This is a genomic window from Halomonas sp. 3D7M, assembly GCF_014897885.1.
In the GTDB taxonomy this organism is placed as follows: domain Bacteria; phylum Pseudomonadota; class Gammaproteobacteria; order Pseudomonadales; family Halomonadaceae; genus Vreelandella.
In genome coordinates this window covers 24,248-38,509 of sequence record NZ_JABUZF010000168.1, presented here as the reverse complement: position 1 = coordinate 38,509, position 14,262 = coordinate 24,248, and the positions used below count along the sequence as shown (strand labels likewise).

The window sequence follows — 14,262 nt, the reverse complement described above, 5'->3', positions numbered from 1 at the left end:
CCCCAGCCACATCGAAATCAATCAGCCAGTGCGGAAAGCGTGCCAAGGTATCTAGAGCGAAGCTTGAGACAGTTACGACGTTGGCTAACGCTTCACGACGCGCATCAGAAAGCGCCTCCCAACTACTGGAAGGCAACGACTGTTGGGTCATTGAGGCAATATTATCAGCTTGGCTAAGCGCTTCACTTAATCGCTGCCAGGCGCGCTGTGCAGCGGGCTTAAGCGCTGTTGGCAGCCCAACTTGGGGGAAAAACGCGTCGTCTAACTGCATAACCACCTCTTTGCCAAGCGTCTATTATGTTTGTTGATGAAGCGGGTCGCTGCATGAGCTGAATAAAAGCAATTTAGCCCACCAATTTTTGCCAGCCTAACAGCCCCCAGGTTAAGCCTGCCATGATCAATGACAGCATAACCGCCGCCGAGCCAATATCTTTAGCACGCCCTGAAAGCTCGTGATGCTCGGTGCCAATACGATCAACAACGTTCTCTATAGCACTATTAAGCAGTTCCACAATCAGCACAAGGCACAGGCTGCCAACCAGCAACAACCAGCTAATGGGCCCTTCTCCAATCCACCAAGCCAGCGGTAGCAACACCGCTGTAATACCCACTTCTTGGCGAAACGCAGCTTCATTTCTAAAAGCGGCTTTTAGCCCTTTCCATGAATAGCGCGTTGAGTGCATTAAATGGGTTAACCCCGTATGTCCTGGCTTCATGCCTGTTGCCTCAGCGGTAAAATTAAGATTAATTAGCCAATATCATCGCATCTAAATCCAGCGAAAGCGGATCTAACACCTCGGGCCAGCTAAGATAAGGCGTACTGCCAGTGCCGTTAACCAGCACACTAAAAACGCCCCAGCGCCCCTGGGCGGTACGGAAATAGCCCGCCGCGGCGCGAACAGCAAACGGCTGATTGAGCGTGCCTGTTTTCAGCATCACGTTATTTTGAAACGTTGGAGAACCACGGCGAATAAAGCGCATGACCCCATTGGCAGGCGACTGGAAAGAGGCGACAAAACTGGGGAACAAAGCGCTCTGGCGGAACATATCCTCCAACATCACATTGACGCCGTGAGCGGAGGTACGGTTATCAGTCGTCAGCCCGCTGCCGCTGTGTAACGTTAACGGACCGTGGCCCGACAAGCTGTTCACATAGGCTTCTATCGCCTCCCCCGCTTGGCGCAGTTGCGCTTGTGGTGTTTCCACCAGGTTCAGCGCCAGCACATCAGCCATGTAATTATTGGAGTAGTTCATTGTACGCAGCAGCAGCTCCTGCAGCGGCTTGCTGTCAACGGCTGCCAAACGCTGTGCACTGCTGGGCGGACGCGTTGAGCTAACCCGCCAGGGGTCACGCACACTGACACCTGCCTGATTTAGCATGCTTAACAATACTTGCGCCGTTTTCTCTGCCGCATCGCCAGCGCCACGATAAACATCACGAGCCGCGGCATTGGTTGAAATTTGCCCGGTAAGACGCAGAACATCACCGCGCTCATCGGTAATCCGCTCTGCGCTGATGTCAGTGCCACTATTAGCCGGGCGCGTGACAACTTGGTTATCAATAGCAATTAACGGCGCCTGGCTATCGCATAACCCCACACGGGCAGGCTCTCCCGCTGCCGCAGCAGGGGCTATATTGGCGCACCAGCTACCAAAGTTGACGCCTGCCGAGGTGAGCGGCGCACTGTAAGCATTAGTGACTCGGGTACGCGCATTACAGCGGTCCGTGGTAATACACTCAACAGGGCCAAAACGCCACTGACTGACCACCAGCGCGCCATCCACTTCGCGCACTCCCGCCAGCTGCAGACGTTGCACTAACCGCCAAAGATCTTCAGTTGTGAGGCCTGGATCGCCCCCACCTTCAAATACCAAATCGCCACGCAATACGCCATTTTCCACACTACCTGTGCTGACAAGTTGGCTGGTAAAGCGATGCTGGGGCCCAAAACGATTGAGTGCCGCAGCAGACATATAGGCTTTGGTGACAGACGCTGGCGACAGCTGACGCTCAGGATTCAGACTACCCAGCAATGCATTACTACCAGTATCCGCATCCAGTAAGCGTGCTTCAGCGCTAATTGAGAAGCCTTTGTCTTCTAACTGACCAAGCTGGCTGAAGTCGGCATACAGTGCAGGGCTTGCGCACATGGCGGCACCTACCACACTGGTCACCAACGCCCGATGCCAGCGGCGTAGGGATGATTTAACCGAATGATTAAACGCTGAGAATATCACCGCAGAATAGCTAACTTCTGAACACTTAATATCTGAAGACCTAATATTTAAAGAGCTAATATCTGAGCACGTCACGCTTACTTTCCTCAATGCACGTTCATTTTTGAAAAGACTTGAAGTATGACTACCCCAGCCACGATCAAACTAATGCCGACAACGGCAGGTAAATCAGGTTTCTCACCGAAAACTACAATGCCAACCAGCGTGACCAACACGATTCCCAGACCTGCCCAGATGGCATAAGCAATACCGACCGGCAATGTCCGCAACACCAAGCTCAACAGATAAAATGCCACACCGTAGCCCACGACGACCATGATGCTTGGAAGCGGTCGTGTGAATCCCATTGACGACTTGAGGGCGCTAGTGGCGACAACCTCGGCAACAATTGCTAGCACTAGATATACAAACGTCATGCCCGCTCCAATTCAATCTTCAACTGCCAAAGCGTTTGGCCGCTTTGATCATACTTTGCTTCAAATGGCGTTAGATAGCTGCCGTTGGGAGCCAACGCGGCAATCGTTGCCTGCTTTCCCGTTACTAGGGCGGTTGCCAGAGCAAACTCTTCAACATACAACTGCCAATTGGAGCGCACTTCTAAATACCCGCCAAGGGCTAGCAGTGTGGGGAAAACAGGATGCCCATGCCAGCGCATTTTTAAATGCGCAGCTTTTGGATAAGGATTGGGGTAAAGCAGAAAATGTCGCTCGGGTGCCCACTTCGCCTGTTCAGCTAGTCGCCAGAAATCGACAAGGTCAGCCCGCACCAACAGTGCATTAGCAGGCAATTCACCATGGTCTCGGCTTAACCGATCTTCGCTTCGATCAACGCCGATCACCGCGTGCGCTGGAAACTGTTCTGCCAAACGGCGTGTCGAAAGCCCTACACCGCAGCCAGCATCGAGGATTAACGGCGCTTGCTGCTTTTGAAGCCACGTATGCGCGTCTTCAAAGGCTTGTTGCGTATGCGCAGCGATTGGCTTTCGCAGTGGGTTTTCCAAGGCACGTGCTACCCGGCGCGCTACATCGTGATGCGGGCCAGGTTGGTTGGAAACCACGGGGCGTGAAGTATGCTGCATGCCATTCCCTGCTTAAAAAAAACGTGATTCTATCAGTCTACTGCGCACGCGGCATGACGCCGTTGCACGCCCGGTGCTATGATCACGTTCGAGAGTATTATTAAGCGCAGATGAGCAGCACTTTTTTGCTATGCCTCTGACAATAGCTGTTACTAAAAACCACCGCACCACGAGGAACCCGGCTTGTCACACTTACCGGTGATTGTCGGCATGGGCGGCATCAATCCCGCCGGCAGAACCTCGGGCCACCAGGCCTTCCGCCGCACCGTGCTTGATGCTCTTCCAGCTGACCAGCAGCGCCAAACACTGGAAGGCTTGGCAGCGCTTATGCGCCTTGCCGAGCATTCCGCTAACGGCTGGCATGATAGCGCCGGCCAGCCCATTGACTCCCCTGCTCAAACCTTGCGCGATCATGTGCTTAACCACACATTGATTCGGCGCAACGAAGATCCACGCTTTCTCGCCCTGGGCTTGCCAGCCAACCGACGGGCAGAAATGACGCTGTCTGAACCGGTGCGGTTTACATTGCGCCGCCGTCAGCTGCCCGAACAGCTGCCTGAAGGATGGCAGGTGGAGGACATCGACGCCAAGGTAGTCGCCGTCACCGTGCCCGCGGGCAACTTTAGTGCTCTGCTGCCTGACGCCTTAGAACCCAAGGTGCGTGCAGCCGCCCAACTGCCGAGTGGCTTCGACCCCGCTAGCCTTTACCGTAGCGTGCATCATCCGCGCGGGCTGTCGATGGCAGTCTTTAGTGCTAGTGACTGCCTAGGTGCCAGCGGGCTCGCTTGGGAAACAATTCGCCAGCGACTCGACCCTGACCATATCGCTGTATATGCGGGCAACTCTATTGGCCAATTAGATGACCAAGGTTGGGGTGGCTTACTAAAGAGCTTGGTGAGTGGCCAACGTGCCACCTCTAAGCAAATGCCGCTGGGTTACGGGCAAATGCCTGCGGACTTCCTCAATGCCTACGTATTAGGCAGCGTGGGAAGTACGGGTGCTGCCTTAGGTGCCTGCGCAAGCTTTTTATACAACCTGCGCCTAGGTATTGATGATATTCGCACAGGGCGTTGCCGGGTCGTTATGGTAGGCACCGCAGATGCGCCGATTACCCCCGAAATCATCGAAGGCTTCCGCGCCATGGGCGCACTGGCCGATGATGCCAGCCTGAAAGCACTGGATTCTTTAGCGCTACTTACCGACGCTGACTACCAGCGCGCTTGTCGCCCGTTTGCACGTAACTGTGGCTTCACCATGGCGGAAGCAAGTCAGTTCGTACTGTTAATGGACGATGCGTTAGCGCTTGAGTTAGGGGCGGATATTCTAGGTTCAGTGCCCGATGTGTTCGTTAATGCCGATGGTTTTAAACGCTCTATCTCTGCACCCGGCATTGGCAACTACATCACCCTGGGCAAGGCAGCCTCGTTGGTAAAAGATATGCTTGGTGAGAAAGCGCTAAAAGAGCGCACTTTCCTGCATGCCCATGGCACCAGCACTCCCAAAAATCGCACGACTGAATCCCATGTTTTTGATGAAATTGCCCGTGCAAATGGCATCGAGAACTGGCCAGTGGTCGCTATTAAAGCGTTTATCGGCCACTCCCAAGGGTCTGCGGCAGGCGATCAGTTGGTAAGCGCTCTGGGCAGCTTTGCCCATGGGTTACTGCCAGGCATTCCCACTTTAGACGCGGTCGCGGACGATGTGTACGCTAAGCAGCTACGTTTTTCCACTACCCCAGTGGCGTTTAGCGCCGATGCTGCCTTTATTAATGCGAAAGGGTTCGGTGGTAATAACGCTACTGGCGTCGTGCTCTCCCCTCAGGTCACCGAACGATTGCTCACTCAACGCCACGGCAGCGCTGCCATCAGCGCTTGGAAAACGCGTCGGGAAGCTGTGCGCGAGAATGCCGCCGCTTATTTAACAGACGCTGATCATGGGCACTATGCGCCTCGTTATCAGTTTGGTGAAGCCGTTCTAGAAGGCCCTGAGCTTGAGATCCACGCCGACCGCATTCATATCCCGGGCTATGATCACGCCGTTTCGCTAACGGCGGACAACCCTTTTGGTCAGCTTGACGAGCAGGAGACACCCGAATGAACGATCAACGTGTGAATGTTGCCGTCTATCCCGGGACCTTTGACCCTATCACCAACGGCCACTTTGATCTTATCGAACGCGGCGCACGGATGTTCGATAAGGTGGTCATTGCCGTCGCGGCGAGCCCTGGCAAGCAGCCTAGCCTTGAGCTAGACACCCGTATCGCGCTGGCCAAAACGGTGTGTGCTTCACTGCCGAACGTAGAGGTCATCGGCTTTTCAACACTTCTGACCACTATGATGCGTGAACAGGGGGCCACCATTATTCTACGTGGCCTGCGGGCTGTCTCGGATTTCGAGTACGAGCTACAGCTGGCCAATATGAATCGGGCGCAAAACCCTGAGCTTGAGAGCGTATTTCTCACCCCAGCGGTGGAAAACTCCTATATTTCGTCGACCATCGTGCGAGAAATCGCCAAACTGGGCGGCGATATTTCACCGCTCGTTCACCCGCAGGTCGCAGAGGCACTGCGTAAGCACTACACTATCTAGCGATCGATATTGTTGAGTAAAACGCTCAGGTATATAACTACCTGGGCGAAAAGCCATTCGTGAGGTACGCCCATGGCCCTGATGATCACCGACGAATGCATTAACTGCGACGTCTGCGAACCTGAATGCCCCAATGACGCCATCTCTCCTGGTGAAGAGATTTACGTTATTGACCCCAATTTATGCACGGAATGTGTCGGCCACTTTGACGAGCCACAGTGCCAGCAAGTGTGTCCAGTGGACTGCATTCCTCTCGACCCAGAGCGTCCCGAAACCCACGAGAAACTCATGGAGAAGTACCGCATCATTACTGCTGCTTAGGCCCACTGAAACGTGCGTATTTGGACTCTTGCCTGGCCAATCATTCTTTCGAATATAACAGTTCCCTTACTAGGGCTGGTCGATACCGCTGTGGTCGGGCACCTGCCCGATTCTCGCTACCTAGCGGCAGTAACCCTCGGAGCGACGCTGTTTAGTTTCCTCTATTGGGGATTTGGCTTTCTACGCATGGGCACCACGGGGTTGGTTGCCCAGGCAATCGGCCGCGAAGCACATAGCGAGGTGCGCAATTTGCTGGGTCAGTCACTCATTATGGCGGCCGTTATCGGCGCGCTACTGATTATCTTTGGCTCACCGCTGATTTCGCTCGGCCTATGGCTGTTAGACGGCAGTGAAGCGGCGACACCACTGGCACGCGAGTATGCCGAAATACGCCTCTGGTCAGCCCCGGCAGTGCTGGCGAACTATGCCATCCTCGGCTGGTTTTTGGGCCAACAAAACGCCCGCGTTACGCTGATGATTTTAGTGCTGACCAATAGCGTCAATATCGTGCTCGATCTTTGGTTTGTCGTAGGGCTAGGAATGACCAGCGGCGGCGTCGCCCTGGCCAGCGTGATTGCCGATTACAGTGCGCTAACCTTTGGCAGCTATTTAGTACTGCACCAGCTTGGCCACTTGGAAGGCTGCTTTCAACGGCAGCGACTTTTGGTAGTGTCAGCCTACTCAGCCCTGTTTAATGTTAACGCCAACCTGTTTGTGCGCACCTTAGGGTTGCTGTTTGCAATGGCCTTTTTTACCGCTCAAGGGGCACGCCAGGGCGACACAGTGTTAGCCGCCAATGCCGTGCTATTGCAATTTATTATGCTCACTAGCTACGCACTTGATGGCTTCGCCCACGCAGCGGAATCGTTGGTAGGCCGCGCGTTTGGACGGCGTGACTGGCAGGAATTTGCAGCGACGGTTCGGGCGACAGCACAATTCTCGTTCTGGACAGCCGCTGTAGCCACCATTGCCTTCGCATTGGGCGGAAATTATCTAGTTGCCATGCTGACAGGGCTGGCAGAGGTGCGTGCCACCGCCGCTAGTTACCTGCCTTGGATGATCGTGATGCCATTGATAGCCGTATGGAGCTATTTATTAGATGGCGTTTTTATCGGCACCACCGCTGTGCGCGAAATGCGCAACAGCATTTTTATCGGTTTAGCGGTTTACCTACCGACTTGGTGGCTATCCCAAGGGCTTGGTAACCATGGCCTGTGGTTAGCCTTTACGCTCTTTATGTTCACACGCTCAGCGGTACTGATCGCCTACTACTACCGCTACCGTCAACGCCACTGGCGCCCTCAGGGCTAAAGCCCATAGTGCTGAAATCCACACTGCTAAACTCATCGTGCCCTCCCACCGTTGAAGCCCACCACGCTTAGCTGTTGCCAACTGGTCTACCGTAATAGTGATTATCTGAGCCAGTACTTGAGAAAGCACTTGATAAAGCACCTAACAATGGATGAAAAATACGGTGTACCGCCGTATATTAGCCACGCATATCTTAATAACGAATAAAGAGAGCACTCATGTTAAAACTCATATCAAAACCGGCAGTTAAGCTGGTCGAGCGCTATTTGCCAGACCCCTATATCTTTGTTCTGCTGCTCACGTTAATTGCCTCCGTGGCTGCCATCGCCGTTGAGCGCCAAACACCGCTTGCCGTGCTGCGCATGTGGGGAGATGGTTTTTGGGGGCTACTCACCTTCTCAATGCAAATGCTGCTGGTACTCGTCACGGGTTTTATGTTGGCAAGCTCACCACCGGTCAAACGCATTCTGCAGAAAATCGCTAGCACTGCGAAAAGCCCTGGTGGCGCGATCATTTTAGTCACGCTCGTTTCGCTCGTGGCTAGTTGGATTAACTGGGGGTTTGGCTTAGTTGTTGGGGCGCTTTTTGCCAAAGAGCTCGCTCGCTTGATACGAGTGGACTATCGGCTTCTGGTTGCCAGTGCTTACTCAGGCTTCGTGGTATGGCATGGTGGGCTTGCTGGTTCAATTCCGTTGACCATTGCGACTGAAGGCCACTTCTCCGCTGATCAAATCGGCGTTATCGGTACCGGCTCAACCATTTTTGCCTTCTTTAACCTTGCGATTGTTATTTGTCTGTTTATCGCCGTACCGCTGGTTAACCGCTTCATGCTGCCGGACGAAAAAGACAGCGTTTACGTGGATCCCAAGCTGCTAAACGATGAACCCGAACAGCAAGGCCGCATTACCCGCCCAGCCGAAAAACTCGAAAACAGCATGCCTCTCGCCCTGCTTGTGGGCGTTCCGGGGCTGCTGTTCCTGCTCGACCATTTTCTACTCCGTAGCGGTGGTTTGAACCTGAACGTGGTCAATTTCCTGTTCCTATTCTTAGCTATTGTGCTGCACCGGACACCGCGCAACCTGCTCAACAGTTTGAACGAAGCCATAAAAGGCGGCGCTGGCATCGTTATTCAGTTCCCCTTCTACGCGGGCATTATGGCCATCATGGTTCAGTCGGGATTGGCTCAGAGCATGTCTGAGTGGTTAGTCTCTTTCGCCACCGCTACGTCGCTGCCATTCTGGTCCTTCCTAAGTGCTGGCATCGTGAACCTGTTCGTGCCTTCCGGCGGTGGCCAATGGGCTGTTCAAGCCCCGGTCATGCTACCTGCCGCAGAAGCGCTGGGTGCTGATCTTCCACGTATTGCCATGGCAGTGGCCTGGGGCGATGCCTGGACCAACCTGCTGCAACCTTTCTGGGCTCTACCGGTACTGGCGATTGCGGGTTTGAAGGCCAAGGACATCATGGGCTTCTGCCTAGTTCAGCTATTGATTACCGGCATTATCATTTCTGTTGGCCTAGTATGGTTCTAGCATTAACGTCGCAATAGCTTTAGAACTCTAGCTACCTACATAGCGCCCGCCCTCTGGGGCGGGCATTTTAATCTCTGAAGGTTTTTATTTATGTCTGACACCCAGGTTGAACATAGCGCCCTGCCCGGCCAGCATGAACTCTCTATGACCGTGTTAATGACACCCGATATGGCTAATTTCAGTGGCAAAGTACATGGTGGTGCTATTCTTAAAAAACTCGATGAGGTGGCCTATGCTTGCGCAAGCCGTTATTCGGGCCACTATGTCGTCACGCTTTCCGTCGATCAGGTGTTGTTTAAACAACCGATTCACGTCGGTGAGCTGGTCACCTTTCTTGCCAGCGTCAATCATGTGGGGCGCTCTTCTATGGAGATCGGCGTTAAGGTAGTGGCCGAAGATATTCGTGAGAAGCTGATTCGTCACACCAACAGCTGTTATCTCACCATGGTGGCAGTAGATTCAGACGGAAAGCCCGCGTTAGTGCCACCGCTAGCGTTGGAAACATCGCTACAGAAGTTGAGATTCGAAAAAGCCGCGCTACGCAAAAAACTGCGCAAGCAGGCAGAGCAGGAAGAGTTGCTAACTCATAAAAACCACCATCAGCAGCACTCTTAACGCCAACCCACACCTTCAGAGCAAGGAGCCCTCATGCCCGCTAGGGAGCGCTACCCACACCTACCTAAAAGCGTTGAGTATGCGCATATCGGCTGGGATTTTTTTATTCTCGCCGCGGTTATCATCAACCTTAGCCTGTTACTGTTTGACTCGTTATTTCTGATTGGGCCGATTAACGACACCATTGCCAGCCTCACACCCGGCTTTCACGCTTTTTACGACACAGTGATCCACAGCCGTTTTATTACCATCGACTTATTTTTCGTGGGTATTTTTATAGCGGATGTACTGCTGGGCTGGACGGTAGCAATTGCCGAGCGACGCTATCACCGCTGGTTTTTCTACCCGTTTGTTAACTGGTACGACGTACTTGGCTGCATCCCCCTTAGCGGGTTCCGCTTATTGCGCGTACTGCGTGTCGTGTCACTCTTAAACCGACTGCACCGGCTGCGCTTGATTGATGTAACCCGCTGGACCAGCTACCGCTTTTTTGCCAAGTATTACGACATCCTGCTAGAAGAGCTTTCCGACCGCATTGCACTGCGCTTACTAGGCAATGTGCAAGAGCAAGTTGTCGCTAGCGATTCACTTACAGAGCGGGTTATTGATCGCGTTATCCTCCCTCGCAAGGCTCAGCTAATTCATGAAATTGCTCAGCGGTTAGAAACAACGGTGGGACAAGCCTATCAACAAAATCGCATCGCTATCATGGCGGCGATTGACGACTTAGTTAGCCGAACACTGCGGGAAAGCCCAGAAATTCAAAAACTACACCGCCTTCCCATGGGTCACACGGCTTCAAACGCTATGCAGGCGTCACTTAGCGGAGTTGCCCAGCGGCTCGTGGATGAACTCGCTCAGGGCATTCACTCAACGGAGTTTCGCCAACTGGTTGAGCGTACAGCTGAAACGGGCTTCAACAGCTGGCTAACCGTGGATGAAACAAGCGCGCATGTCACCGAACAAGTGCTTTACGATATTCTCGAAATGCTCAAAGAGCAGATACGCCATCAAGGATGGAAAGACCGTTATGAGTAGTTTGGTTATCAATATCAGGGCTATGAATAGCCCTGCTATACGGTAATGGTCGCCAACGGTGGCTGAGCTAGGCACTGCTTAATAACGTTCAGCGCCTGGGCTAATGTCTGCCTGTCAGCAGCAGCGCCAATACAAATCCTAATGGCCTGGGGCGCAGGTGTACTTCCCACACAAAAGGGCTCCGCATTTGAAACTTTAACGCCTTGCAGCTGCAAGCGTTCACACAGTTCGATGGCACGACTCCCTTCCGGCAGCGTAAGCCAGACATTGCTGCCGCTGTGACTTCGACCCAGCGTGTAATCGGAAAGCACCTCTGTCACTATTTGCTGTCGCGCGGCCAGCTCCTCGGTTTGCCATGCAAGCAGCGAAGCTGCCTCGGGCTGAGCGATCCAATAACAGGCAATATCAACCATCAGCGGTGGCACCATCCAACTCTGCGCTCTTAACCCAGCGGCTAGGCGTTCAAGCAGTTTATTAGGCGTCCGCAAGACACCGATACGCAGCCCACCCGCTAATACCTTTGCGGTACTGAAGACAAACAGCGTTCGCTCTGGTGCTAACTGATACAGCGGTGTGCCGCGCTGCTCAGCAGGCAAATACTGCACACCATCTTCCAGTAGCCAACTGTCATAGCGCCTGGCAAGTGCCACCAATTGCTCTCGCCGCGCCTCGCTGAGACAAGCCCCGGTAGGGTTATTCTGATCAGGTGTCACATAGATTAACCTGGGTGGCTGGCGGGCGCACTGGGCTTCCAGCGCTTCCATACACATCCCCGATTCATCAAAGGCAATGCCAACCATTTTTAGGTGTGCTTGCTGGGCAGCGCTAATGGCACCTGGATAGGTCAAGGCATCGGTCGCCATCAGTTCACCAGGGCGCAGCAACGTACTCAGCACCAGACTAATGCCATGCTGCCCCCCTTGAGTAACCAGTAGCTCGTCCGCATCCAGCGACATACCTAATTGCGCTAGCCACCCTGCCAACCTCTCGCGGTGGCCTTCGGCTCCCCGCGCATCAAGATAGGAAACTCCCCGCGTTACTGCAGAAGGCGATTCACTCATTGCCTTTAATGCAGCACTGAACGCCTGCAAACGAAGCGGATGAGGCGGCGGCAAACTTAAGCTTAAATCAATGACATCGCTGTCATCATTCTGATGCCATGCCATATCAAAAACGGTTCTTGGTGCAGCTTGTTTGACGAAGGTTCCGCTGCCTACTCGAGCGATTACCCAGCCATGGTGCTCTGCCTCAGCATACCCCCGAGTCACGGTGCCTACGGTTACCCCCAACGCATCCGCTAAGCGCCGCTGAGGTGGTAAACGTTCGCCTGGGGCAAGTTCGCCGGCCGAGATGGCTGCGCCAATGGACTGAGCAATCGCGCGATAGCGTGGCCCAGAAAAACACTCAAGTGAAGGCACCCAAATTGTCATGGTGACAATAAAACCTTTGACGTAGATTTACCCGCCATTATGCTTACAAAAGCGATCAAAAAACAATTTAAACCACAAAATTGTATGGGTACAAAATGAATAACGAATGGCTACTGCTTGGCCCGGCTGCGCTTTATATGATGTCGATGACGCTTACCCCAGGGCCAAACAATATTATGTTGACCGCCTCTGGGGCGAATTTTGGTTTTCGCAGAACCATGCCTCATATGTGGGGCATTTTAGGCGGCTGTTTTCTGCTGTTTTCCGGTATCGCGCTGGGGCTAGGCGTATTGTTTGAACGCTTTCCTATGGTGCAAACGACACTCCGCTGGGTGGGTAGCGCCTATTTGTTGTATTTAGCCTGGAAAATAGCCACTGCACCACCGCCGAATCTCAACGGAACTCAACACGGAGTGCCGTTAACCTTTTTCCAAGCCGCGATGTTTCAATTCGCCAACCCCAAAGCGTGGGTAATGGGGCTGGCGTTGATGGCTGGGTTTCTGCCCGAAAATGGCCAACCCGTGGTCAACGCACTGGTGTTAGCAGGCTTTGCGGAGTTGGTCGCGCTGCCGTGCATTGCCCTGTGGGCAGCGTTTGGCAGCGCGATTGGACAGTGGATCAAAAGTGACCAAGCATGGCGGGCATTTAATATCACTATGGGACTATTAACGGCCGCCTGCGTCGTACTGATTTTACGCTAGCCGCAGCGCAGCGCTTCAATCGTGTCATTAGTTTCAAGAAGAATATTTAAGCGGTCTTCTCGGTAGTCCATGGTGGCAGCGCCGTTAGGCCTGAGTATCCTAACCTGCTTGGCACCACTCTCACTTTGTAGCGCGGGTACATTGACTTCATCAAAAGGCGTGCCAATGGCGTACTGAACCGCCTCAGCATCGCATGTGGTGCGCATTTCGGCAGAAGGCTGACCAACAGCTGGAGGCTCTGGAGCAGAGACATTATCGGGTGAGCCTGCGCATGCCACCAATAACACCGAGACTGGTAATACCGATGCGAGTAATACCGTGAGGCTGGCCAATTTTTTCTTCGCACAGCGTGTTGGGTGATTCATTATGGCGCTTCCTTGTGTTGGCAAATAACTACCCTGAATGCAAAACGGGCTAGACAACTATGCCTAACCCGCTCATTCACGCCAAGAAGCAGTGGAAATAAAGCGTATTAACTCGCCGCATCCTGAACTGCTTGGCCACCTTCTTGAACGTCTTTTCCTGCACCTGCAATGGTATTGCAGCCCGTTAGAGCGCCCGCCGTCATCAACAGAATAAAGCTAATACTTAATAGTTTTTTCATCTGCGTTCTCCTTAACAAATCATTCAACATCGGGAAGCTCCGACGGCAGCCTTGCCGTATGGGAGTGCTTTCAGAGTAACAGATTTTAACAATTTCGCCTGTTTTGACCTCTCCTTCCCAAGTCCTTGGAAAGCCCATGGAAAGACCTTGGATAAGGAGCAAGGTGTATCCGCAGCTGCTATGATAATTTTCATTATGTAAAGGAGTACTTACTTGAAAACATTTGAACTTGACCCACGGCTAGAAGCGGATACCTTACCACTCGCCGACCTTCCTCTGTGCCGTGCGCTGCTAATGAACGATGCACGCTACCCTTGGGTAGTTCTGGTACCCAGGCGTGGCTCGGTCAGCGAAGTGTTTGAACTAAGTCAGGATGAGCAAGCCCAGCTGTGGCGTGAAACGATCGCGCTAGGAACGGCGATGAAGGAGATATTTCACGGTGACAAGCTCAATATTGCCACCTTAGGTAATGTGGTCAGCCAGCTGCATATTCATTTGGTGGTGCGCTATACAGATGATGCCAGTTGGCCAGCGCCGGTATGGGGAAATGGTAGCCCAGAGCCTTATGAGCTACCCCTTCAGGGCAGTCGCCGCGAACAGTTGCTGGCCCAAATTGAAGGATTAAAGCTTTAACTTAATTCCCCAGCAAAGAGCCCTGTCTGGATGGTGGCTCACTCAGTAATGGACCACTGGTAGGCTGGGCGGCGCCAGCCATAGAAAGCGATACGCCTAGTGCAACAATGAGAGCACCGCCGGCAAGCGCTGCCCAACCAGCCGCTTTCTCGACCACCTGTCGGCTGCTCTGTTGC

The 14,262-nt window shown here is 53.4% G+C and carries 17 protein-coding genes; 9 read left to right on the top strand and 8 right to left on the bottom strand.

The window, feature by feature from the left end:
* From INT22_RS20530 to INT22_RS08480, 5 genes are all read right to left on the bottom strand, one after another.
* A partial coding sequence (locus tag INT22_RS20530; protein ID WP_226912533.1) for a hypothetical protein occupies positions 1-271 on the bottom strand: 271 nt, incomplete at its 3' end.
* Positions 272-344: 73 nt separating this feature from the next.
* On the bottom strand, positions 345-716 hold the full coding sequence (locus tag INT22_RS08495; protein ID WP_038478183.1) for a diacylglycerol kinase: 372 nt from the start codon (positions 714-716) through the stop codon (positions 345-347).
* Between the two features lie 28 nt (positions 717-744).
* A complete protein-coding gene (dacB, locus tag INT22_RS08490; protein WP_226912532.1) occupies positions 745-2,151 on the bottom strand; it encodes a D-alanyl-D-alanine carboxypeptidase/D-alanyl-D-alanine endopeptidase in 1,407 nt (468 codons plus the stop codon).
* A 173-nt stretch (positions 2,152-2,324) separates the two neighbouring features.
* Positions 2,325-2,654 (bottom strand): DMT family transporter, encoded by a 330-nt coding sequence (locus tag INT22_RS08485; RefSeq protein WP_089039812.1) that lies wholly within the window; start codon positions 2,652-2,654, stop codon positions 2,325-2,327.
* Complete coding sequence (locus tag INT22_RS08480; protein WP_089039813.1) at positions 2,651-3,316, bottom strand: methyltransferase domain-containing protein; 666 nt, start codon at positions 3,314-3,316, stop codon at positions 2,651-2,653. Before INT22_RS08480 ends, INT22_RS08485 begins: the two co-directional genes overlap by 4 nt.
* 210 nt (positions 3,317-3,526) lie before the next feature.
* Between INT22_RS08480 and INT22_RS08475 the strand changes: the two genes are divergently transcribed.
* The 7 genes from INT22_RS08475 (at position 3,527) to INT22_RS08445 (ending at position 10,718) form a co-directional block, all read left to right on the top strand.
* Entirely contained in the window at positions 3,527-5,413 is a 1,887-nt protein-coding gene (locus INT22_RS08475; protein WP_193061917.1) for a beta-ketoacyl synthase, read from the top strand.
* Positions 5,410-5,904, top strand: coding sequence for a pantetheine-phosphate adenylyltransferase (gene coaD, locus INT22_RS08470; RefSeq protein ID WP_193061887.1), 495 nt, complete (start codon positions 5,410-5,412; stop codon positions 5,902-5,904). The genes INT22_RS08475 and coaD overlap by 4 nt, the downstream gene beginning before the upstream one ends.
* A gap of 72 nt (positions 5,905-5,976) precedes the next feature.
* A complete protein-coding gene (locus tag INT22_RS08465; RefSeq protein ID WP_038478199.1) occupies positions 5,977-6,225 on the top strand; it encodes a YfhL family 4Fe-4S dicluster ferredoxin in 249 nt (82 codons plus the stop codon).
* Positions 6,226-6,237: 12 nt separating this feature from the next.
* Positions 6,238-7,536, top strand: a complete 1,299-nt coding sequence (locus INT22_RS08460; protein ID WP_193061886.1) for an MATE family efflux transporter — start codon at positions 6,238-6,240, stop codon at positions 7,534-7,536.
* 218 nt (positions 7,537-7,754) lie between these two features.
* Positions 7,755-9,065 carry a short-chain fatty acid transporter gene (locus INT22_RS08455; protein WP_193061885.1) on the top strand — a complete coding sequence of 437 codons (1,311 nt, stop codon included), beginning with the start codon at positions 7,755-7,757 and terminating at the stop codon, positions 9,063-9,065.
* Positions 9,066-9,155: 90 nt separating this feature from the next.
* Positions 9,156-9,680 carry an acyl-CoA thioesterase gene (locus INT22_RS08450; RefSeq protein WP_089039817.1) on the top strand — a complete coding sequence of 175 codons (525 nt, stop codon included), beginning with the start codon at positions 9,156-9,158 and terminating at the stop codon, positions 9,678-9,680.
* Positions 9,681-9,713: 33 nt separating this feature from the next.
* Positions 9,714-10,718, top strand: a complete 1,005-nt coding sequence (locus tag INT22_RS08445) for an ion transporter (RefSeq protein WP_193061884.1) — start codon at positions 9,714-9,716, stop codon at positions 10,716-10,718.
* 35 nt (positions 10,719-10,753) lie between these two features.
* Here the strand turns inward: INT22_RS08445 and INT22_RS08440 are convergent, their stop codons facing one another.
* A complete protein-coding gene (locus tag INT22_RS08440; protein WP_193061883.1) occupies positions 10,754-12,148 on the bottom strand; it encodes an aminotransferase-like domain-containing protein in 1,395 nt (464 codons plus the stop codon).
* A gap of 95 nt (positions 12,149-12,243) precedes the next feature.
* On the opposite strand from INT22_RS08440, the gene INT22_RS08435 reads away from it, so the two are divergent.
* The gene (locus tag INT22_RS08435) at positions 12,244-12,849 is read left to right on the top strand and encodes a LysE family translocator (protein WP_146944814.1); all 606 of its coding nucleotides are present in this window, start codon (positions 12,244-12,246) and stop codon (positions 12,847-12,849) included.
* Here the strand turns inward: INT22_RS08435 and INT22_RS08430 are convergent.
* Complete coding sequence (locus INT22_RS08430) at positions 12,846-13,214, bottom strand: I78 family peptidase inhibitor (RefSeq protein ID WP_193061882.1); 369 nt, start codon at positions 13,212-13,214, stop codon at positions 12,846-12,848. The genes INT22_RS08435 and INT22_RS08430 overlap by 4 nt on opposite strands.
* A gap of 107 nt (positions 13,215-13,321) precedes the next feature.
* Positions 13,322-13,453 (bottom strand): entericidin A/B family lipoprotein, encoded by a 132-nt coding sequence (locus INT22_RS08425; protein WP_125751484.1) that lies wholly within the window; start codon positions 13,451-13,453, stop codon positions 13,322-13,324.
* 213 nt (positions 13,454-13,666) lie between these two features.
* On the opposite strand from INT22_RS08425, the gene INT22_RS08420 reads away from it, so the two are divergent.
* Positions 13,667-14,086 carry an HIT domain-containing protein gene (locus INT22_RS08420; RefSeq protein ID WP_193068051.1) on the top strand — a complete coding sequence of 140 codons (420 nt, stop codon included), beginning with the start codon at positions 13,667-13,669 and terminating at the stop codon, positions 14,084-14,086.
* The last annotated feature ends 176 nt before the right edge of the window (positions 14,087-14,262 follow it).

Excerpts from the sequence above, each read along its gene's own strand:
- dacB (WP_226912532.1), bottom strand. The coding sequence starts at position 2,151 with ATGTGCGCAAGCCCTGCACTGTATGCCGACTTCAGCCAGCTTGGTCAG.
- INT22_RS08485 (WP_089039812.1), bottom strand. The coding sequence starts at position 2,654 with ATGACGTTTGTATATCTAGTGCTAGCAATTGTTGCCGAGGTTGTCGCC.
- INT22_RS08425 (WP_125751484.1), bottom strand. The coding sequence starts at position 13,453 with ATGAAAAAACTATTAAGTATTAGCTTTATTCTGTTGATGACGGCGGGC.
- INT22_RS08480 (WP_089039813.1), bottom strand. The coding sequence starts at position 3,316 with ATGCAGCATACTTCACGCCCCGTGGTTTCCAACCAACCTGGCCCGCAT.
- INT22_RS08450 (WP_089039817.1), top strand. The coding sequence starts at position 9,156 with ATGTCTGACACCCAGGTTGAACATAGCGCCCTGCCCGGCCAGCATGAA.
- INT22_RS08455 (WP_193061885.1), top strand. The coding sequence starts at position 7,755 with ATGTTAAAACTCATATCAAAACCGGCAGTTAAGCTGGTCGAGCGCTAT.
- INT22_RS08445 (WP_193061884.1), top strand. The coding sequence starts at position 9,714 with ATGCCCGCTAGGGAGCGCTACCCACACCTACCTAAAAGCGTTGAGTAT.
- coaD (WP_193061887.1), top strand. The coding sequence starts at position 5,410 with ATGAACGATCAACGTGTGAATGTTGCCGTCTATCCCGGGACCTTTGAC.
- INT22_RS08430 (WP_193061882.1), bottom strand. The coding sequence starts at position 13,214 with ATGAATCACCCAACACGCTGTGCGAAGAAAAAATTGGCCAGCCTCACG.
- INT22_RS08495 (WP_038478183.1), bottom strand. The coding sequence starts at position 716 with ATGAAGCCAGGACATACGGGGTTAACCCATTTAATGCACTCAACGCGC.
- INT22_RS08435 (WP_146944814.1), top strand. The coding sequence starts at position 12,244 with ATGAATAACGAATGGCTACTGCTTGGCCCGGCTGCGCTTTATATGATG.
- INT22_RS08440 (WP_193061883.1), bottom strand. The coding sequence starts at position 12,148 with ATGACAATTTGGGTGCCTTCACTTGAGTGTTTTTCTGGGCCACGCTAT.
- INT22_RS08475 (WP_193061917.1), top strand. The coding sequence starts at position 3,527 with ATGGGCGGCATCAATCCCGCCGGCAGAACCTCGGGCCACCAGGCCTTC.
- INT22_RS08465 (WP_038478199.1), top strand. The coding sequence starts at position 5,977 with ATGGCCCTGATGATCACCGACGAATGCATTAACTGCGACGTCTGCGAA.